19 protein-coding genes and 1 pseudogene are annotated in these 19,016 nt (G+C 69.9%); 6 read left to right on the top strand and 14 right to left on the bottom strand.

Annotation, left to right across the window (positions count from 1 at the left end; genetic code table 11):
- Positions 1-155 precede the first annotated feature (155 nt).
- Entirely contained in the window at positions 156-635 is a 480-nt protein-coding gene (locus ACWDAS_RS26675) for a hypothetical protein (RefSeq protein ID WP_450395620.1), read from the bottom strand.
- A gap of 417 nt (positions 636-1,052) precedes the next feature.
- On the opposite strand from ACWDAS_RS26675, the gene ACWDAS_RS26670 reads away from it, so the two are divergent.
- A complete protein-coding gene (locus ACWDAS_RS26670) occupies positions 1,053-1,325 on the top strand; it encodes a hypothetical protein (protein ID WP_450395704.1) in 273 nt (90 codons plus the stop codon).
- Positions 1,326-1,669: 344 nt separating this feature from the next.
- Here the strand turns inward: ACWDAS_RS26670 and ACWDAS_RS26665 are convergent, their stop codons facing one another.
- Positions 1,670-1,936 carry a hypothetical protein gene (locus ACWDAS_RS26665; protein ID WP_450395618.1) on the bottom strand — a complete coding sequence of 89 codons (267 nt, stop codon included), beginning with the start codon at positions 1,934-1,936 and terminating at the stop codon, positions 1,670-1,672.
- A 405-nt stretch (positions 1,937-2,341) separates the two neighbouring features.
- Here ACWDAS_RS26665 and ACWDAS_RS26660 point away from each other — a divergent pair, with 405 nt between their 5' ends.
- Positions 2,342-3,523, top strand: coding sequence for a helix-turn-helix domain-containing protein (locus tag ACWDAS_RS26660; protein WP_450395616.1), 1,182 nt, complete (start codon positions 2,342-2,344; stop codon positions 3,521-3,523).
- A gap of 148 nt (positions 3,524-3,671) precedes the next feature.
- On the opposite strand, the gene ACWDAS_RS26655 is transcribed toward ACWDAS_RS26660, so the two are convergent.
- Complete coding sequence (locus ACWDAS_RS26655; RefSeq protein ID WP_450395693.1) at positions 3,672-4,076, bottom strand: transposase; 405 nt, start codon at positions 4,074-4,076, stop codon at positions 3,672-3,674.
- Between the two features lie 233 nt (positions 4,077-4,309).
- Between ACWDAS_RS26655 and ACWDAS_RS26650 the strand changes: the two genes are divergently transcribed.
- Together ACWDAS_RS26650 and ACWDAS_RS26645 are read left to right on the top strand one after the other, a co-directional pair.
- Positions 4,310-5,380 carry a helix-turn-helix domain-containing protein gene (locus ACWDAS_RS26650; RefSeq protein WP_450395614.1) on the top strand — a complete coding sequence of 357 codons (1,071 nt, stop codon included), beginning with the start codon at positions 4,310-4,312 and terminating at the stop codon, positions 5,378-5,380.
- A gap of 121 nt (positions 5,381-5,501) precedes the next feature.
- On the top strand, positions 5,502-5,705 hold the full coding sequence (locus tag ACWDAS_RS26645) for a hypothetical protein (RefSeq protein WP_450395612.1): 204 nt from the start codon (positions 5,502-5,504) through the stop codon (positions 5,703-5,705).
- A gap of 573 nt (positions 5,706-6,278) precedes the next feature.
- On the opposite strand, the gene ACWDAS_RS26640 is transcribed toward ACWDAS_RS26645, so the two are convergent.
- Positions 6,279-7,007 carry a DUF4232 domain-containing protein gene (locus tag ACWDAS_RS26640; protein ID WP_450395610.1) on the bottom strand — a complete coding sequence of 243 codons (729 nt, stop codon included), beginning with the start codon at positions 7,005-7,007 and terminating at the stop codon, positions 6,279-6,281.
- Positions 7,008-7,256: 249 nt separating this feature from the next.
- Between ACWDAS_RS26640 and ACWDAS_RS26635 the strand changes: the two genes are divergently transcribed.
- Entirely contained in the window at positions 7,257-7,841 is a 585-nt protein-coding gene (locus ACWDAS_RS26635; protein WP_450395607.1) for an aldo/keto reductase, read from the top strand.
- On the opposite strand, the pseudogene ACWDAS_RS26630 reads toward ACWDAS_RS26635, so the two are convergent.
- From ACWDAS_RS26630 to ACWDAS_RS26585, 10 genes and pseudogenes are all read right to left on the bottom strand, one after another.
- A pseudogene (locus ACWDAS_RS26630) lies at positions 7,825-8,403 on the bottom strand (DUF6529 family protein). The gene ACWDAS_RS26635 and the pseudogene ACWDAS_RS26630 sit on opposite strands and share 17 nt — an antisense overlap.
- A 69-nt stretch (positions 8,404-8,472) precedes the next feature.
- Complete coding sequence (locus ACWDAS_RS26625; protein WP_450395604.1) at positions 8,473-8,898, bottom strand: hypothetical protein; 426 nt, start codon at positions 8,896-8,898, stop codon at positions 8,473-8,475.
- Between the two features lie 65 nt (positions 8,899-8,963).
- Entirely contained in the window at positions 8,964-9,203 is a 240-nt protein-coding gene (locus tag ACWDAS_RS26620; protein WP_450395602.1) for a hypothetical protein, read from the bottom strand.
- Positions 9,204-9,428: 225 nt separating this feature from the next.
- The gene (locus tag ACWDAS_RS26615) at positions 9,429-9,554 is read right to left on the bottom strand and encodes a hypothetical protein (protein ID WP_450395599.1); all 126 of its coding nucleotides are present in this window, start codon (positions 9,552-9,554) and stop codon (positions 9,429-9,431) included.
- 466 nt (positions 9,555-10,020) lie between these two features.
- Positions 10,021-12,813 (bottom strand): hypothetical protein, encoded by a 2,793-nt coding sequence (locus tag ACWDAS_RS26610; protein ID WP_450395597.1) that lies wholly within the window; start codon positions 12,811-12,813, stop codon positions 10,021-10,023.
- Positions 12,810-13,928, bottom strand: coding sequence for an ATP-binding protein (locus tag ACWDAS_RS26605; RefSeq protein ID WP_450395594.1), 1,119 nt, complete (start codon positions 13,926-13,928; stop codon positions 12,810-12,812). The genes ACWDAS_RS26610 and ACWDAS_RS26605 overlap by 4 nt, the downstream gene beginning before the upstream one ends.
- 76 nt (positions 13,929-14,004) lie before the next feature.
- A complete protein-coding gene (locus ACWDAS_RS26600) occupies positions 14,005-15,444 on the bottom strand; it encodes a VWA domain-containing protein (RefSeq protein ID WP_450395592.1) in 1,440 nt (479 codons plus the stop codon).
- Positions 15,441-16,859 carry a hypothetical protein gene (locus ACWDAS_RS26595; RefSeq protein ID WP_450395589.1) on the bottom strand — a complete coding sequence of 473 codons (1,419 nt, stop codon included), beginning with the start codon at positions 16,857-16,859 and terminating at the stop codon, positions 15,441-15,443. Before ACWDAS_RS26595 ends, ACWDAS_RS26600 begins: the two co-directional genes overlap by 4 nt.
- The gene (locus tag ACWDAS_RS26590) at positions 16,829-17,332 is read right to left on the bottom strand and encodes a hypothetical protein (protein ID WP_450395587.1); all 504 of its coding nucleotides are present in this window, start codon (positions 17,330-17,332) and stop codon (positions 16,829-16,831) included. The genes ACWDAS_RS26595 and ACWDAS_RS26590 overlap by 31 nt, the downstream gene beginning before the upstream one ends.
- Positions 17,333-17,495: 163 nt before the next feature.
- Positions 17,496-17,876, bottom strand: coding sequence for a VOC family protein (locus ACWDAS_RS26585; RefSeq protein WP_450395585.1), 381 nt, complete (start codon positions 17,874-17,876; stop codon positions 17,496-17,498).
- Between the two features lie 816 nt (positions 17,877-18,692).
- Between ACWDAS_RS26585 and ACWDAS_RS26580 the strand changes: the two genes are divergently transcribed.
- Complete coding sequence (locus tag ACWDAS_RS26580) at positions 18,693-19,004, top strand: trypco2 family protein (protein ID WP_450395582.1); 312 nt, start codon at positions 18,693-18,695, stop codon at positions 19,002-19,004.
- The last annotated feature ends 12 nt before the right edge of the window (positions 19,005-19,016 follow it).

Raw genomic sequence — 19,016 nt, 5'->3', positions numbered from 1 at the left:
AGGCAGCGTTCGGCGGCAAGATCGCCGACCAGTGGCGTGACTACGCCGCGGACGTCGAAGGCCGGGTCATCAAGGGCTCCGGACACTGGGAGACCGACGAGAAGCCGCAGGAAGTGACGAACCTGCTGCAGTCCTTCCTGCAGGAGCAGGTTCCACTACGAATGGCTGTCCCCCGCGGCAACGGCGACGGTGCCCTCCGGCGCCTCAGGCCCCGCCGCCCGGCTGTTCGGCTGTTCGGCTGGCTGCGGAGCCAGCGCCGGGGGCAGCAATTCGCGCCGCGACAGAGCGACCACGGTCCGCAGGGCGACGCCGCCGACGAACACGGTGATGGCGGCGAGGAGCACATAGGTATACGCCCCGGCCCCGGGCGGACGCTGGCGCTCCACCCAGTGGATCGCGACAGCGGCGACCGCGGCCCAGCTGAAGGTGAACGCCCACGTACTGGGCATGAAGCGCAGCTTCAGGTAGACGGGCAGCAACCGCATCTGGGCCAGCACCAACAGCAGCCCGTAACCGCCGAGGAAGGCCGCGACTGCGTCGATGGACTCGGTGAACAGCGCGAAGTAGGCGATGCCGGCCACGGCCGCCGGGGCGACCTCGATCGCTCCCTGCCCGAGGGCTTGCAGGAGACCCACCGGTCCCTGATCCTCGGCACGGACTCCTCACCCTGACACACGCGTCGGCATCTCGCTGGCACCGTGAATCTGCACGGCCTGGTGGCCCCGGCTTTCGGTCGTTCGTCGGGACGACACCCTGATGCATGTCAGCACTGCGGGGAGGCGGCTGCGGACCGAACCCGGCTTGCCCGGGCTGCGGACTGCCGGTCGGATCTCGCATCGACGGCTGCGGGCACTGGCAAGTGGTCCGGCTCCTCGCGCAGGCGGCGGTGCCGCTGCCCGGCCCGCCGGAGCGGCCGGTCATGGACTGGGCCCAACTGCCGGCAGGCGGTTCGCTGTGGCACGGGCTGAGCGAGTACCCGGACATCCCCGCGAGCGCGGCACTCGCCCACGTGCTGGCGGCCGCCGGCGGCGGGCCCGTCCAGGCGGCACGCGGTGGGCGTCGCCTCGCTCCCGGTCCGTGCCGTGACCGCGCTGCTGCCCCCACGGGACGGCGCGCAGCGACTGAACCTGGCAGGGCCGCATCTGCGCCGTGCGCGCAGGGACGCAGAGGCCATGGCGGAGTCGACGTTCCACAAGCTGCTCGCGACGGCGAGGGCCGACAAGGCATCGATCCGGTACGAGCCGGTGAACATCCACCAGCGCTCGCTGCACCTCAACGTGCCCTTGGCCCGGAACCGGGCGGGCCTGCGGATCCGCCCGAAGTAGTCGCACCAGCCCGATCGCGGGGATGACCCCGTTTTGAGTGACGTCGGCGATCAAGCCCCGCCAACGCTGGAGGACGGCTTCGGCGCCCTCGACCCTCCACCTGGAGCCGGCGATGTCGAAACAGTCAGCGATCAGATGCCGGCATGCGCCTTCCACCACTCCGGGAACGGGACGCCGCCTCCGAGGACGATCTTGAGTGCCGAGCCGGGGCACATGGCCGCGTACCGCCTGCGCCGCCTACACAGTGCCGGGACGAACACCTGCGCCACACGGAAATGCCGAGCGCGTTGAACTGAGCCTGAAGGTCCAGCGGGGACATCCCTCAGGGCCTTCAGGTGCCCGGGTCAGCGCAGGGAGAAAACCCCCGGCTGCCCGCTCATCGACACGTGATTGACGACGACGTGACCGCCCGTCACGGGGATCAGTTCGGGGCGGATCGAGAGGGCCGCGCCCTTGATGTCCTCCGGGACGATCCGTCCTCGTTCGGCTCCGCCCATGCTGAGGAGGACCACCAGCCCGCCGCTCCCGTTGTCGGCCAGGACTCCGATGCGTCCGCCCGGCTCGCGGGCGAGGCTGTACGTGGACAGAGTCTTGGCCTTGTACTCCCACACCTTGCGGCCGTTCTTCAGGGAGCCACCACGACGTCGGGGGCGAGCCCGTCCCGCTCGGCGAGCGTGACCAGCAGATCGCCGACGCGCCGCTATCCGGCCAGGGCAAGGTTGTGCATGCAAGCAATGCCGAGCATGGTGTGATGGGCACCATCGCCTTGGACGCAAAAGCAATCCGCGGCACGGCGCCGGACTCTCGCACGACTTGCCGGTCGGGGCATCCGGGTTTCCCCGCAGTTTCCCGATCGCATGTCTGCGGGTGTCCCGCAGTCTCACCCGGCAGGCGGTCGGTGACCGCGGCTGGGCTTTACGTTGGCAGGGTAAGGGCTTCCCGGCGTCGCGCGATGCGTGGACGCGTTGCGCAGGTCCCGGGAACGCAATGGCTCCCTGGCAATTTGCGAGGGCATCGTGATCCAAGCATTCCGCACTGACATCAAACCGCCCGACGAGCGGACCGAGTACTGGGCAGACGCCGTGTGCCAGGCGTTCATTCAGATGGAGGTCCGTAGCCTGGGAGAGGCCATGATCCATGGCGCCATTCGACGGGCATGCGTGGCGGGCGTCCAAGCCGGCTTCATCGAGACAAGCCCGCAACGGCTGGCCCGGACCGCGCCGCTCATCGCCGCGGACGGCGACGAATCGCTGGTCGTGAGCGTGCAACGAACCGGTGCCGGCGTCGCGCATCAGGACGGCCAGGAGACCCCGGTCGCCGCGGGCGAGCTCGTCATCCTCGACACCCGCAGGCCCTACGACGTCGAGTTCACCGGCCCGGTACGACGGCACCTCGTCACAGTCCCGCGCGAGATGCTGGATCTCCCCGACTCGGCACTGCGCCTGGCCACCGGCCGGACCTACTCAACCGGCCAAGGCATCAGCGGAATCCTCGCGTCGTACGTGAACGGACTCGTCACGATGACAAACCACTGCATCTACGCGCCGACTCCGAAGGACTTCCTCAGACGGGGGATCGTCGACGTGCTGACGGCCCTGGTCGCCCTGGAGGGCAACATCAAGGAAGCGGCCACGCCTGCGGCGGAGGCGGACCTGTTGCTACGCCTGCGCAGCTACATTCGCGCCCACCTGCAAGACCCCGCACTCTGCCCGGCCTCACTCGCGGCCGAACACCACATCTCCGTTCGCTACCTGTACCAGCTCTTCCAGGACGAGCCTATGACCGTGGGCCGTTGGATCCAGCGCCTCAGACTCGAGGCATGTCGAAGGGACCTCGTATCCCCGGAACTCGCGGGGCAGACCGTGGCGGCCATCGCACACCGCTGGGGCTTCGCCAGCCACGCGCACTTCAGCCGCACCTTCCGTTCGGTCTACGGCGTGTCTCCCATGGAGTGGCGGCAGGCCGGCGTCCTGCAGACTGACCCTTTGCAGGCCGTCGATCTCCCCCCCCTCACCAACACGGCGGGTGATCAGTGCTGCCGAACCGATCCGCGCCACGCGATGAGGGCGCATGCGTGGATCAGCCAGGCTTGTCCTGCGGCATTCGCCCTGGATGGCTCGGCGAAACCCGGGGCTGGCTTGCCCGAACCGGTCGACGACATGCGCGCTGAACTTGGTGGCGAAGGAGGCGGCAAGTGATGTGGTGCCGGGTCATGCGGCGACCGCACACACTCCGGCGACAATAGACGCGACACCAGGTCACATACGCCCTCTGACAGCGCATGCTGTACGTGACTTGCCGCTCCTCCGGGAAGCGGGGGCCAGGCGGCCAGTCTTGTCCGGCCGATCATGTACGGAGCCAGACGACGAGGGCTGCTGCGGTGGCGGTGCCAAGGATGACGTAGCCGCATTTGTCGTAGCGGGTGGCCACGGCCCGGTGCCGCCTGAGCCGGTTGATCGCTCGCTCCACGGTGCTGCGCCTCCTGTACCGGTCTTCGTCGAAGCCGGATGGTCGTCCGCCCCGTGAGCCCTTGCGCAGGCGGGCGGCCTTGCTATCGGTCTTCTCGGGGATGGTGTACCGGATACGGCGACGACGCAAATACGCGCGGATGGGTCCGTTGCTGTAAGCCTTGTCCGCCGCGAGGCTGTCGGGCTTCTTGCGGGGCCTGGCCGGCCCGAGCTTGGGAATGAAGATCTTGTCCAGCACCTGCTTGAACTGGGTGCAGTCCGCCCGCTGTCCCGGCGTGACGATCAGGGGCAGGGGGCGGGCGGCAGCAGCCGTCGGCGCTCAGGTGGAGCTTGCTGGTGAACCCTCCCCGGGAGCGGCCCTGGCCCTCAACGGCGGCCCGCCGGTGTACCGCAAGGCCAAGCAGAAACAAAGATGCACAATGCAGTAAAACCTGCGAAATGGGCCACTGACCGCAGCACCACGGAAAATGTGCGCCCGCTACGCAGGCTCCGCGACCTGTTCAGGAGGAAGCCCGCATGGCAGTTCGACTCGACGCCGCATCGCTGGCTCCTGGTGATCGCGCGGACGCGATCCGTGAATTCTCGTGGTCCATCAACGGCCGCGTAGAGGTGGACCTTCCGCCGAATCCGCATCGCCAGCGGGCCTATGCGACCACCAACGCGCTGGGGTCGGTGAAAGTCTCGGAGATCGGCTGGAACGTGGCCCGCCTCCTGTGTACCGCTGCCCCGGTGGACGAGGACATGGTGCCGCACGTTCTCGTCCATCTCCAGGAGGCGGGGGTCTCCGATGTCCGCCAGGGGGGCAGGCACGCACTGAGAAGGGCCGGGGACCTCACGGTGCTCGACAATGCGAAGCCCTATGAGGTCTTGTTCCACGGCTCAACACATTCGGTTCTCGTGCGCGTTCCCACGCATGTCCTGGGGCTGCGGCCGTCCTTGCTCGACCAGATCACTGCCGTGCCACTCAGTTCGGAGCGCCCGGTCGTGGGCGCCACAGCAGCATTCTTCACCCGACTGGCCCGCCATCAGGCCGCAGCCGGCGAAGCTGAGACCGCCCTGTTCACGGAGCCCAGTGTCGACCTGATCAGGGCTGTGGTCACCGTGGTCCTGGACCGGGACGACCTGGCCAGAGCGCCTCTGAACAGCACACTTCTTGTGCGCGTTCAGGAATACGTCCGCCTCCATCTGGCAGACCCCGACCTGACCGCCGAGCGTATCGCCGCCGAGCATGACGTTTCCGTACGCTGGCTCTACGTGACCCTGTCCCGAGCGGGTATCACCCTCGGTGAATGGATAAGAACGCAGCGCCTCGAGGAGTGCAAGAAAGAACTGGCCTCGCCAGTGCATCAGTTCATGACGATCGAGGCCATCGCCCACCGGTGGGGGTTCGCCAGCGCGGCCCACTTCAGTCGCGTTTTCAAGACCACGTACGGTGTGAGCCCCCGCGAGTTGCGGTTGCAACACACGGCGGGGAGACCGACTCCCACCGGCCTGACTGACGCCGGGCCGCGTGCCGGCCTACCGGGACTAACACCGGCCCCATCAGGCACATCGCGGAACTTCACCCCAACCATCCGAAGTCAGTAACGCGTCAGAGACTCACTCTCCCTACCTGCTTTCCCGTTTGCTGCTTGCGGCGCGCCCTGTTCTGAGCCGTCAGCACTCGCTACTTTTAGAGCCGTCGGCCCTGTGCACTTCGGGAGGTCTCGTGCCCATCGTGAAGTACGCCTACGACGCGACGTTGCACCGTGAGGACACAGTAGGAAGGCGGGGCGGCTGTTCGTGGCACGGCCAGGAGGCGTGTGCGGAGCAGCCGACCAGCAGCTACGAAACACCGAACGGGATGATGGCAGAGGCGCCGGTATGGGACCTGGACCGGCACGATGTCACCGCTGCGGCCGGCGCGGTCTGACAGTTATGGTGGGGATCCTGCCCGCCCGGCTCACCGCCCACGCCCGCCGGCGCACCTTGCACCTCGGCCGCACCCGGCCCTGGACAGCAGCGTTCACCACCGCCCACCGGCTACCGGCCCACACCTGACGGCCGACCGCCAACCCGGCGAGACCGGGAGGAGAGCACCGCACCACCCCCCGGGCCCGTGGAATCCGACGCCTCCGCAGCGTCACGCGACGGCCAGACCCGGCACAGCACGGGCCGTATCGGGCGGACAGCCGGACGCAACTCCACCTCCAGCCCTCGGGAGAATCGTCAGTACGGCTGTACAGGCAGTCGTAGAAGTCGACACGAAAGCGGGACGACACGCTCAATGCCTCTCCTGCGGGTGCGTCGGCGGGGAGACTCATACGCAGCGGCCGTTCTCTCACACTTCGTTACTCGACATCTCGAAGCATGAAGAACGGCCGCGTCGCGTGCCGCAAGATTCCTGGGATCTCAGCAGGTCGAGTGACCTGCGAGGTTGAACGTCCTCAAGCCGATACGGCGTGTGGCGTTCGGAGCCAGGCCGGACTCAGAACCGGCGACCGGCTCAGCCCATGGGTTCTGCCGTGAAGACGGTGACGGTGGGAGCGTCGACCGCGCCGCTGTTCGGAACAGGCCCGCCGTGCCAGTCGACGCCGATCGAGGCGGTCTCGTCCGGCGGAGTGACGGCCAGCCCGTCGGGAGTGATGGTCTGACCCCCGGTCATCTTCGGGTTGGCGAACCTCAGCCCGGCCCAGGCCCGCTTGCCCGGAGCAAGCGTCACCCGCTCCTTGGCCTGCGAGGTGTCACGGTCAGGAGTCCGGCCCACCTCGGCCCCTCCCTTGGTGAAGGCTATCCCCGGGAAGCCGTAGAGGGTGCAGGTATGGTCGGAGAAATTGACCACCGAGATCGCGTACTCCACCGACCCGGCCGCCCCATGAGGGTCCCCGACGTACGCCTTCAGGTCCGAGCTGTGACAGCGAGTGCTGCCGGCCGCATCGCCGGAGGTCGACGAACCCTTGGTGGCGCTCGAACCACCAGTGGACGTGGACGACTGCCCGGTCCCCGACCCCGCCGCGGTGGACGGTGCCTGCGCCGGCGCGCCACTGTCCGCCGGACTGCCGCCGGCCGGGGCGGCCGCACCCGTGGCTCCGTTCGCCCCGCAGGCGGTGAGCAGTCCCAGCAGGACGGCGCTGCCCGCGAGCACCGCGGCCTTGCCCCGGGGACCGGCGAGGCGACGCCCGGCGGTAGCGGTCTGCTGAGGCAGGGCATTGCCGGTGCTCAGGTATGTGTCCATGACTTGAAACTCCTGTGGTTCGCGTCCACCCAGCGGCTGATGGGAACACTGCTGATCCGCCGGGCCTGCTGCAATTCAAGACTCCCGCCCGAATATCCCGATTCCGTCACCGGCAGCCGACGAAGATCCAACAACCACCAGCCACAACAGGGAAACTCGGGACTGACCCCGAGAAGGGTAGACGACCGGTCGCCTCGTTGGCATCGGTCGTAGCATCGCTCCGATCCGACACGAACGCAGAACACCGGCATGCGTACTACCACCCTGGGCGCCCACGGACCTGAGGTCGGCGTCATCGGCCTGGGCGCCATGGGCATGAGCTTCGCCTACGACATGGCCACCCCGCGTGACGAAGCCACCTCCGTCTCGGTCATCCACCAGGCCATCCACCCGGTCACCACGGTGCAGTCCGAGTTCTCCCTGTGGACCCGCGACGTCCAGGCCCAGGTCCTGCCCTACTGCGAGGAGCACGGCATCGGCCTCCTGCCGTACTCCCCCCTGGGCCGCGGCTTCCTCATCGGTCGCTTCGCCTCCTTCGACGAACTGCCGCACAACGACCAGCGGCGGCGCCTGCCACGCTTCCAGCAGGACAACCTGCAAGCCAACCTCGACATCGCCGCCAAGGTCCGCGAGGTCGCCGACCGGGCCGGAGTGACCCCCGCCCAGGTCGCCCTCGCCTGGCTCACCGCCCAGGGCCCGCACGTCGTCCCCATCCCCGGCACCAAGACCCCCAAATACCTCACCGACAACGCGGGCGCCGCAGACCTCCGGCTCTCCGCCGCCGACCTCGCCGACCTCGACGCCCTCCCGGCGCCCGTCAGCGCCCGCTACTGACGGTCCGCCAGGGCGTGGCGTGCCACATCCGTGCCAGAACAGGCGGGGCCTCACAGGGAATCTGGGTGCGCAAAGGTACAGAACTGCCGAACTCTGCCCAAGGCGAGGCGTCCCAGGTCAGGAGAGATACGACCCCACCTCGCTCCTGAAGCAGTGGTCCGCCCCAGCCCGGCTGGCGGCGGTGGCGCACCACGACGACCTTGGCGACATAGGCCCCGTAGAGAAAACAGCCGGCGAGCGAGTGCAGCGCCACGGGTCCCCGTCAGGCTGACGCCGTAGGCGATGATGCATTCCGGGGCGATCGGGATGGAGAGCAGGAAGGCGACCAGACCGATCAGGCGCCGCACGGTGGGCACCGGTGCGGTGCGGCCCGCAGGCCGGGCAACTGGCCGTACATCCAAAGCGCGAGGAGCAGCCGGATCAGCACCAGGCCCAGCAGAGCGCTGCGCAGCTCGGCCTTGAGCAGGAAGACGCCGTGGCCGTGCACCCCCAAAAAGGCTGCGCCGGCACTCCGGGGTGGTGCGCACCCGCCCGTACAGATGAGGACGGCGGTCACAGCCAGGCGCAGCAGCCACAGCAGCCCCAGGAGCTGCCGGGATTCGGTGCGCGAGGCGAGGCGCGTGGCATGTGATCAGCCGCCCCCGCCGTCGGCCTTGCCGCCCCGAGGAGCGCCGGCCCGAGTGGACGCAGAGCGCGGCGGGCCGGTGATCAGAAAGCCCACGAGCGAGGTCACAGCGCCGACGGCCTCGGCGATCGCGCTGCCGGTCCTCTTCGGCCCCCAGAACGGCTCGTACATGTTCGGCAGCGGACCGAGAGCGCCCACGTTCACGTACCCATAAAGCAGCACGGCGCCCAGCGCGGAGACGGACACCAGGAACGCGAACACCCACACCGGCCGCCGGCGACCGAGCAGCAGGACCAATAGCGCGGCCAGCGACGCCACGGCGGCTTCGAGGCGAAACAGCGTTCCCTGGCTGATCTGCCGCCCGACCAGATCGTAGGGGGCGGCGAGGTCGGCGTGCACGTAGGCGTTCACGGCCAGTGCGGCCGCAGTCACCACTTGGAGCATCACCCGGATGACCGTGTGGCGGCGCGGGCGGTCGCCGGGGCTGGGAGCCATCGCTACTGCCCGACCGCGCTTGCTGCGGCCCTACCGGGCGCCGGGGACGCCGGTCCGTTCCCGCCGACCTGGAGGTGGGTGTCCATGGCGAGTTCCTTGTGCTTGTCGATGGGACTCGGGCCCCGGTCAGGGGCGGGGCCGAGACTGCTGGAGCGCGCAGTGGCAGCGGTCAGCACGGCGAGTGGCAGGGACCGCAGTCCGGCGCGGGCGCCACGCGGGAATTCAACAACGTGCACGACCATGTTTCGGGGCCTCCTTCCGAGACGAGACTGGCCCAAGTTCCCGATCACGCCAACGCCGACACTCGCCCCGCACGGGCCATCACCTGCTCGGGCGAGGATATGCCCGGTGCAGGCCCCAGATCCTTCGACAGCAGCTCAACCCATGGCTGTACTGCGATCTGGAGTCTCTGACCCTGGCGCTGTTCAGCGAGATCCGCGAAGCCCTCCTCTCCGCTCGCCAACCGATCAGGCAGGCTCGAAGAACGGCTCGGGCATGGCCTGTGCCACGGGCCCACACACGACCTGCGCCGCGGAGGGGGGCCAGAACCCGGGTTCGGTGAGGATCCGGTACAGGAGCTCCGTGGTGGTCATCTCGTAACGAACGACCTGCCAGAACGCTCCCCTCGCGCACACCGATCACCGTAGAACAGCCGCTACTCGGTCGGCTACCTCGTTCGCATGACTGCCTGAGCGCTCGTGACACGCTCCCTGAAGGCCTGAGTTTCCATCTGGGCGGCGTACGCAGAGTGCGAGCGCGTGATCAACAAGCTAAGAGCCTGGCGTGGCACAGTCACCCGCTACGACGTGACCCTCGAAAGCTGCCAAGCTGGACTCCACTTTCGCACCTCCATGATCTGGATCAAGGGCCCCGCGGCCGTAGAAGGAGCCTTCGACGTCTCGGTGATCTGGTGAGACAACGGGAGCTGGCAGGGTACCAAGAGTCACATTGCCGTTCCCGGCCGAGAGTGATCTGCTGCGGAAGAACCCCGTTCGGAACGTATTGACGCGGACCGGCGGTGGGAGCCGCCCCCGCTCGCCGGTCCACACCACACCGCGATCACGACTTGGCCAGCAGCGCCTCCAGTGCCTCCGCCGTGGCCGGGTACCGAACCATCAGCTCAACGACGCGCGGGCCGGGTTCCGCCGTCGCCCACGTGCCCTCGCAGCCCAGGAGGCGGGCCAACGCGTCGCACGTCGCCGGGTGGGCGGCGAGCAGGGTGACGCCGCGGGGGGCCTGCGTACGCCGCGCCGACGCCATGGGCACCAGCTCCGCCTCGGCCCGCCACGGCGGGACCCACGCGTCCAGCGCCGCCAACCGGCCCGGGAAGATCCGGCCGGCCTCTCGGATGAGGAGAGGGGCCAGTTCCGTGCCGCCCGCGCGCAGGCTCATGATCAGGGTCGGCAGCCACGGCAGGAGGACCCGGTCTGGCAATCGGCCGAACGCGTTCGACACCGCCTCCACCACGACGTCCGCCAGGCCCGGGACCGGCTCCAGCGCGTGCAGCAGACCGCTGAGGTAACGCGGATACGCGGGCACCACCAACGGGTTGGCCAGCAACTCGTCGCAGCGCGCCCTGAGGTCCGTGCGGGAAAGTGTGCCCAAGTGGACCTGGGCCGCCCAGAGCAGCGCCGTCTTCGACGGGTCCTGTGGGTGCGACTGCGCCACCGCCAGTTCCAGCTGGGTCCGGTCGCAGCCCAGCGACAGCGCCAGCGTCTCCATGCTGAACAGGAAGCCCAGCATCGCCGCCACCTGGCGGACCGTGGCGTCCTCGTCGGTGAACGCCGTCGGCAGCAGCGTGCAGTAGTGCGCGTAGCCCGTCTTGACGAAGGACTCTATCCATGGCGGCAGCACCGGCTCGCTGGTGCGGTAGTACGCCAGCAGCCGACGTACCCGGTGCAGCACCTCCGGTGCGCCGTCGACCGTGCGCTCGGCCGACAGCACCTCCAGGGCCCGCGTGCCCAGCTCGTCCGCGAGGCGGCGGCTGTTCAGGTAGAGCGTCGCGTCCTCGACGGTCTCCAACACGGTCGCCGCCGTGGCCTTCGGGTCGTAGGCCCTGCGGCGCAGGCGCTGCTCCAGGACCTGCTCGATGCTGACGCCCTCATAGCCGAGCTCGATCAGCGCGCGCTGGTGCGTGCCCAAAGCCAGGTCCCAGGACTCCTGGATCGGGCGCTCGCCGAGCTTGCGCTCCCCCATGATGGGCCGGGCGGTGCCCGCGGGCATCAGCTGGCGCAGCATCCACAGCACATCGGAGCACGGCCCCAGTTCCGGCCGGGAGGCGATGTCCAGCAGGGCCCGTTGCACCCCGCGCTGCTGGAGCTTGAGGTTCAGGGGCGCGAGCCGGTCGTGCACGTCGCGGGCCAGGGGCGGCAGCGCGTCGTAGCCGACCTGGCCGATCCGGTCGCCGCCCATCATGATCTCCACGAGGCGGCGCACATCGCGCCGGCCGGGCACGGCGTCCTTTTCGATGCACGTGACGGCCGCGTCCTGGAAGTCGTACGGCGTGGGCTTGGCCCGGTCGCGCATCCCGGCCAGCAGGATCGACGTCTCGAACACGGCGATGGCGTCGGCGGTGGAGGTCAGGTAGCCGTTGCGCCGGGCGGCGCGCACGATCTCCACCGACCAGCCCAGCAGCTCGGCCTCGTCCAGGCGGTCCAGGACGGGGGGGCGCTGGAGGAAGCCGGTCAGCTGGTCGGCGGCCGGTGCCTGAGGTACGGGCGGCGGGGTCTTCGGGGCGGTCGTCTTCTTAGTGCCGGCTTGTCCCGTCAGGCGGTACGGCTTCACGCGCGTCCGCTTGAGGTTCTTCGTCCAGAGCGTCGCGGCGATCGACACCGAGCCGGCGGCGAGGCCGAACTGCGCCTCGATCGCCGCGTGGCTGGAGGGGATCAGGCCGTGCAGCCACTTGGTGGCGCTGCGCGGGCTGATCTCGAAGGTGTCGGCGCCGTTCACGCCGAACTCCTCGACGTGGCTGGCCGCGTGGAAGGCGCCGCAGACGTAGAGGCAGTCCGCCGGGTCGGTGCCGGTGGCGGCCAGGTGCTCGCGCATCCGGGTCCACATGTGGCGCTCCCGGTCCTCGTCCACGCGCACCCGGTGGGTGTCGCCGGGCGCCAGGCGCCGGAAGAGGCTGCCGATGAGGAACATGACCTGGCGGTACGCGTCGTGGTCGGCGTCGCCGAGCGGCAGCTCGACGTACTGGTGCCACCACTCCGACCAGTGCCGCACGCGGCCGTGGCGCAGCAGGTGCTCCTCCAGTTCCGCGAAGCGCGGCCGCAGGTCGCCGATCTCGACGCCGACCGCGTCGCCGTGCAGCGCGGCCTCCTCCTCGGCGGGCGGCGCCTCCGGGTCGTCCGGCCCGTCGGGCCGCTCGGCGCGGGCGTCCCACTGGAAGACGTGGTCGGAAGAGCGGTCGACCAGGACCAGCTCCACACCGGGGGTGTCCAGCGCGTACGCGATGGCCTGGTACTCCGCCGAGGCCTCCGTGATCGGGGCGACCACCGACAGCGGGGCCCAGTCGGCGGGGAAGCCGTCGACCTCGCTCGCGTACGCCTGGACCGCCACCGGCAGCCTGCAGTTGCGCAGCTCGGTCAGCAGCGGCGCCATGTCCTCGCACAGCTCCAGGTACACGACCTTCGGCTGCTTCTCGCGCAGGCGGCGCGCCATGGCGACCGCCGAGGCCGGCGAGTGGTGGCAGACGGGGAAGATCTCCAGCGGTTCCCGCACCGCGCGGTCGACGTCGTCGACCATGCCGAGGAGGATGCCCTCCAGGGCGTCGGGCCCGTCGGCGAAGGTCGTGGCGGCTTCGCGGAGCTGGCTGCGCAGCGCCTCGAAGGTGCCCTCGTGGGTGCCGCTCATGAGAGGGTCGCGATCGCGTCGCGGCCGCCCTCCAGGAACTCCGGCCAGTCCCCGCCCTCTTCCTTGCTGCGCGGCTCGACGACGCCGTGCAGGTACTTGTTGAGGATGGCCAGGTCCTCCGGCTCGCGCCGGGCCAGCGAGCCGACCAGCGAGGAGGCGAGGGTGCGGGCGGTCAGGGCGCGCTCGCCGAAGAAGTTGCTGTGCAGGATGGAGTCCTCCAGCACGCCGATCTGCTCGGCGGTGGACAGCGCTGACTCCAGCCTCTCGTCGTCGCTGCCGGCCGCGGCGGCCGAGGCACGCAGGTCGGCGAAGCTCTGCAGCAGCACGTCGAGCAGCGTCGGCGGCACGTCGAGTTCTATCTGGTGGCGGCGCAGCAGCTCCTCGGTGCGGAAGCGGACGATCTCCGCCTCGCTCTTCTTGTTCGTCACGACGGGGATGCGGACGAAGTTGAAGCGGCGCTTGAGCGCCGAGGACAGGTCGTTGACGCCCCGGTCGCGGCTGTTGGCGGTGGCGATGATCGAGAAGCCGGGCTTGGCGAAGACGATGTTGTCGCTGTCGCCGTCCAGTTCGGGGACGGAGATGTACTTCTCGGAGAGGATGGAGATCAGCGCGTCCTGGACGTCGCTGGTGGAGCGGGTGAGTTCCTCGAAGCGCCCGATCGCGCCGGTCTCCATGGCGGTCATGATCGGTGAGGGGATCATCGACTCCCGCGACTGGCCCTTGGCGATGACCATCGACACGTTCCAGGAGTACTTGATGTGGTCCTCGGTGGTGCCGGCCGTGCCCTGGACGACCAGCGTGGAGTTGCGGGAGATCGCGGCGGACAGCAGCTCGGCGAGCCAGCTCTTGCCGGTGCCGGGGTCGCCGATGAGCAGCAGGCCGCGGTCGGAGGCGAGGGTGACGATGGACCGCTCGACGAAGCTGCGGTCGCCGAACCACTTCTGCGGGATCTCCCGGTCCAGGCCGTCGGAGCGCTCGGAGCCCAGGATGAACAGGCGGACCATCTTGGGCGACAGGCGCCAGGAGAAGGGCCTGGGGTTGTCGTCGATCGACTCCAGCCAGTCCAGTTCCTCGGCGTACTTGGTCTCGGCGGGGGCGCGCAACAGGTCGGACATGAGGGGCCTTTCGAGGATTTTGGGGTGCCTGGGGTTGCCTGGGGTGCCTTGCGTTGCCTTGGACTGCCTGGGGCGCTCAGGCGAGGAACGTCTTGAGCTCGTGGACGAGCTTGCGTATGTGGCCGGAGATCACCGGCGTGCCGAGGTCCTTGAAGCGCTCCCGGAACCACGGGTTGACGCTGCCGCGGCCGGAGCTGGTCACCGAGCCGACGGGGATGAACTTGACCCCCGAGCGGTGGAGGGCGGCCATGCTCTCGAACAGGGGCTCGGTCCGCCATTCGTAGAAGTCGGAGATCCACACGACGACGGTGTTGCGGGGCTCGGCGACCTTCGGCTGCGCGAGCGCCATGGCGACCGTGCCGTCGGTGCCGCCGCCGAGCTGGGTGCGCAGCAGGGTCTCGAAGGGGTCGTGCACCCAGGGCGTCAGTTCGAGCGCCTGCGTGTCGTACGCGATCAGGTGGACGTCCACCTTCGGCAGCCCCGCGAAGATCGAGGCCAGGATGGTGCAGTTCACCATCGAGTCGACCATCGACCCCGACTGGTCCACGACGACGATCAGCCGCTGAGGCGTCGTCTTGCGGGCGGTGTGCCGGTAGTAGAGGCGGTCGACGTAGAGCCGCTCCTCCTCCGGGCTCCAGTTGGTGAGGTTCTTCCAGATGGTGCGGTCCAGGTCGAGGTTGCGGAACACCCGCTTGGGCGGGATCGAGCGGTCCACGGCGCCGACCGTGGCCTTCTCGACCTGGGTGCGCAGCACTTCGGCGACCTCGTCGACGAAGCGGCGGATCAGGGCCTTGGCGTTGGCCAGGGCGACGCCCGACAGGTTGTTCTTGTCCCGCAGCAACTGCTCGATCAGCGACATGCTCGGGGTGAGCTGCGCCGCGAGCTTCGGGTCGGCCAGCACTTCGCGCAGACGCATCCGCTTGACGAGGTCGGCCTCGATCGCGCCGAGTTCGGGGCCGATCGCCGGGATCAGCCGGCTGAGGTCGGGGGTCGTGCCCGCGCCGCCGGTGCCGGTCGGGCTGACGCCGGTTCCCGCGACACGTCCACCGGCGCGGCCGCCCCGCAGCTCGCCGGGCCCGAAGCCGAGCGCGCGCTCCAGCCAGCCCGCGTCGGACTGCCAGCGCGCCAGCTGCCCGGCGGTGACCGTGCCGGAGCCGCAGTCGAAGACATTGAGCAGCACCTTCGACACCAGTGCCGCGCGCCGCACCTCTGCCGCCCGGTCGCGTGTACCGTCCTGGGGATCAGGCTCGGGGGTCATCAGGCCGTCGAACTCCGCGGCCAGCTCGGGGTGGCGCTGCGTGATCGAGTCCACGGAGGTCTGCGGGTCCAGCAGCGCGGGCGGCAGGCCGATGTCCTCGACGACGGCCAGGCTCGCCGATTCCAGAGTGGCCTGTTCCTCGTGGTCGAAGAGCCGGGCCAGGAGCCGCCAGTACAGGACCTGACGGCGGTTGTCGTGGGCGTCGGCCACGGTGGACTGTGCGGTGTCCGGCGTGTTCCCGGTGGTCTGTTCCGTCATTTCCGCAGCAGCCTTCCGGCGCGCTCCCGCAGCACGGCCACGGCGTCGGTCGCGGCCTTCTCGGCCTTGATCCCGTTCCTGTCGGTCGTCCCGCCCGCCCACGCCCCGGCGTGGATCGCGACGGCCTTCTTCCGTACGGTCGTCTCCACGGCCAGCAGCTGGACGCGGTACGTGCCGGCGTCCCAGCGCAGCAGGCCGATGCAGGCGCCGGAGGCGGCGACGGCCTCGGGGGTGAGCGGCCCGGCGGCCGGGATGCGGTCGGTGTCGACGGCGAGGGGGTGCCCGGCGATGGTGAACGTCACCGCGGCGTCGTCCGTCCGTGCGCCGTAGCCCTCCAGGAAGACCGGTACGGCGATGCGCGCCGGGTGGCGGTCCAGGGGCGCGGTCGCCGGGTCGCCGGCGGCGGGCAGCGCGACGCGGGCGGTGGCGAAGGCGTCGGCGGGCTCGCCTGCCTGCGCGTGCCCGTCGTCCCAGAGCAGATCGCCCTCGGCGGTGACCGGCATGCCGACCAGGTCCATCGAGCGGCCCTCGCCCGCGGCCGCCAGCAGCGACATGTGCGGACGGAGCAACTGCCACAGCCCGGCCCCGACGACGGTGTCGGGCTTCGGCACGGACACACTGGCACGCACCAGGCGGGCCGCCGCGCCGTCCGCCGGCTCGAACACCGCGTGGACCTGGGCCTGCACGCCGGTGGCGTGTTCCTGCAGGTCCACGCCGAGGGGCAGCAGGCGGCCGGTCGCCGTACCGGTCACGGGCACGTCCGAGGCGCCGGGCACCGTCAGCAGCATCGCGCGCGACCACAGGTCGGCCCAGCGGCGCACCGGGAACCGTTCCGTGCTCGCCCCCGGGCAGGAGGCCGCGAGTTCGGCGGCGAAGCCGTCCAGGAGCGTCGCCAGGCGGCGCAGGGCCGGATCCGGCAGCATCGCGGAGACGACCTGCGCAGCCCCGGAGACCGGGTCGTGGTCGATGCCCTGCCACCCGGAGCGCGCCAGGTCGGACAGCCAGGTACGCGCGGCGGCCAGCAGGTTCGGCGCCTGCCCGCCCGCGGGCTCCGGTACGGGCTCCGCGCCGCGGGACCGGCCGGTCGCCTCCTCGATCCGGGCCGTCAGCGCGTCGTGGACGGAGCCGAGCAGCGCGGTGCGGGCGGCGGCGAGGACCACCAGGTGGTCCTCGCTCGCGGCTCCGGCCGCCGCCTTCTCGGCCGCCTCGGCGACCCTGCCGGCCAGCGGCGTGCCCGCGACGGCGTGGACGAGTTCCGCCAGCCCGGCCGCCTGTGCGGGTTGCGGACGCAGCAGTCCGGCGACGAGCGTCGCGTCGAAGGCGTCGACGGCCGCCACGGCTTCGTCGAGCCCGGCGATCGGCTCGGAGAGCAGGTCGACGCGCATCACGCCACCGCCCTGGTCGGCGGGAACCACTGCATCTCCGGCAGCGGCGCGGTGGTGGGGGCGAGTTCCAGGTAGGCCAGGTGGCGCAGGAACCGGCTGAAGACGGCGGCGGCGGCCTGTGCGTCGCCCTGCGGCGGGCGCGCGGCGGTCATGGCGGCGATCAGGCTCTGCGCGTCCGGCGCCCCGCCCGCGGCCTCGGCCTTCACGTAACGGGCGACGCGCTCGGCGCCGTACTGCAGCACGGCCTCGGCGATCAGGGCCCGGATGTGGTTGCAGAACGAGCCCCGCGCGCCGCCGCAGGGCCGGTTGTTGTTGGTGCTGCAGGCGAACGCGTACGTGCCGGCCGCCACCGACGAGACGTAGACCCGCTCGATGTCCGAGCCGCTGGACACCACGCCCTGCAGGCGACCGTCGGCCAGTTCGACGAACGGTACTTTGACGAGCTTGCGCGGCTGGGCGGGTGCTGTCACCCGTGCCGTGCTCGACCTCTCCCAATCTGACAACGCGCCATCTCCTGTGCAGCAGGGGGTATTCCGCGCCACATCGGCGGGACGGCACTGAACATACTTGCGATCACTGACAACACCCCTCGCGGACGCCGCCGCGCCGGGCCCGGCACACACGTCCCGGTGCGGTGCGGTCCGCCGAGCGGCGACGCCCTTGCCGCTACTCCTCTTCCCGGCAGAGGCAGAACGGGTGGCCAGCCGGATCCAGGAGCACTCGAACGTTCTCATGAGGTTGCGTCGCCGCCGGTGTGGCGCCCAGAGCGATCGCCTCGGCGACCGCAGAGTCGAGGTCCCCGACCTGGAAGTCCAAGTGCATCATGGGGCGCTGCTCACCGTCCTCGGGCGGCCAGACAGGAGGCCGGTATCCGGGTGCCTGCTGGAACACGAGGAAGGCGGAGCCCGGAGCAGCGAGCACGACCGTTCCCGTCTCCTCATCGACGACGGACCAACCGAGCAGCTCGGAGTAGAACCGGGCCAAAACTCCCGGGTCCGGGGCTTCGATGGTGGCTCCCCACCACATGCCGTTCGTTCGAGATCGCATGCCGGCGGAGTTTCCCAGACATGTCCGGTTCCAGGGAACCACGGCGTGCATGCACCTACGACGCGGGAGAGTTCGCCCGGCCCGGTCGTCCCACTCGCCGTCCAGGGGATCGCCGATGAAGATTGATACGGCGGCGGTACATTGCCGGGCAGCGGCCGCTGCGCGGTCACTCCCCCGCGGCCACCCAACCCCGCTCGGGAAGGGGCGCAGCAAACTGCCAGCCGCGCGCGAGCAGCGCGTCGACGGCGACCATGGCCTCACGCAGCCGCTCCTCATCGTGGTACGCCTCGTCCCGGACGCGCTGCCGCTGCTGCGGACCCGGATCACGCGCTTGTCGAAGTCGACGTCCTGCCAGCGGAGGCCGACGATCTCGCCGCGCTGGAAACCGAGCGCGATGGCTGGCGCAACGCCAACACCCGCCACCCCGACATCCTCGCCGCCCAACGCAAAGGACGCGCCCGCATCCGCAGCGAGAAAGGCGTCCGCTGGGGCGGACGGGCACGGGCGACCGCAGCCGACGACCCCGGCGAACCTATGCGGTCACGCACTAGTCAGAATGGCGGGTCTCCAGTGTGGCCACCTGTCCGCATCCACCACTGACCGCTACCAGCCACAGGCGACTGGCTGACGTGCCGTCGGCCCCTTGGACAAGCGACAGCAAAGCGCTCAAAATCCCCCAGGCATCTCACTCTTCGGAAACGTGATGCAGAGTCTGCGACTGTGCAGGAATGGTGGTTTATTCACAGCGAGAACCGGGCTGCTGCCCCTGCTCGGCTACCATGCTCCCCACGCGCAAATTGAGGGGACACGGGGTCGATGACGCACGAGTGGGTGGAATTGTCTACGGCGATCCAGGTGCTGCGGGAGCAGTTGCTGACCGCCAAGGCTGCCGGCGAAAACAGCGAGGTGTCCTTCGCCGTCGGCAAGGTTGAGGTCGAACTAGGTCTGGAGGTCAGGCGGTCCGCGGGCGGCGGGGGCAAGCTCCAGTTCGGCGTGTTCGCCCTCGACGGGAAGGGCGAATACTCCTCCGGTACGACGCACAGGTTGCGACTCGAACTGCTGCCTCGTGACCGCCACGGCAAGACCCTAGAGATCAAGGGCCAGGTGGACGAGCTTCCTTCCCGCTGACCGAGTACCGCC

The organism is Streptomyces sp. NPDC001070 (genome assembly GCF_053598835.1).
The sequence above is the reverse complement of the archived record's forward strand: the minus strand, read 5'-3'. Positions and strand labels throughout refer to the sequence as shown.

Excerpts from the sequence above, each read along its gene's own strand:
- ACWDAS_RS26605 (WP_450395594.1), bottom strand. The coding sequence starts at position 13,928 with ATGTCCGACCTGTTGCGCGCCCCCGCCGAGACCAAGTACGCCGAGGAA.
- ACWDAS_RS26585 (WP_450395585.1), bottom strand. The coding sequence starts at position 17,876 with ATGCGATCTCGAACGAACGGCATGTGGTGGGGAGCCACCATCGAAGCC.
- ACWDAS_RS26640 (WP_450395610.1), bottom strand. The coding sequence starts at position 7,007 with ATGGACACATACCTGAGCACCGGCAATGCCCTGCCTCAGCAGACCGCT.
- ACWDAS_RS26580 (WP_450395582.1), top strand. The coding sequence starts at position 18,693 with ATGACGCACGAGTGGGTGGAATTGTCTACGGCGATCCAGGTGCTGCGG.
- ACWDAS_RS26615 (WP_450395599.1), bottom strand. The coding sequence starts at position 9,554 with ATGACCACCACGGAGCTCCTGTACCGGATCCTCACCGAACCCGGGTTC.
- ACWDAS_RS26600 (WP_450395592.1), bottom strand. The coding sequence starts at position 15,444 with ATGACGGAACAGACCACCGGGAACACGCCGGACACCGCACAGTCCACC.
- ACWDAS_RS26610 (WP_450395597.1), bottom strand. The coding sequence starts at position 12,813 with ATGAGCGGCACCCACGAGGGCACCTTCGAGGCGCTGCGCAGCCAGCTC.
- ACWDAS_RS26650 (WP_450395614.1), top strand. The coding sequence starts at position 4,310 with ATGGCAGTTCGACTCGACGCCGCATCGCTGGCTCCTGGTGATCGCGCG.
- ACWDAS_RS26635 (WP_450395607.1), top strand. The coding sequence starts at position 7,257 with ATGCGTACTACCACCCTGGGCGCCCACGGACCTGAGGTCGGCGTCATC.
- ACWDAS_RS26620 (WP_450395602.1), bottom strand. The coding sequence starts at position 9,203 with ATGGTCGTGCACGTTGTTGAATTCCCGCGTGGCGCCCGCGCCGGACTG.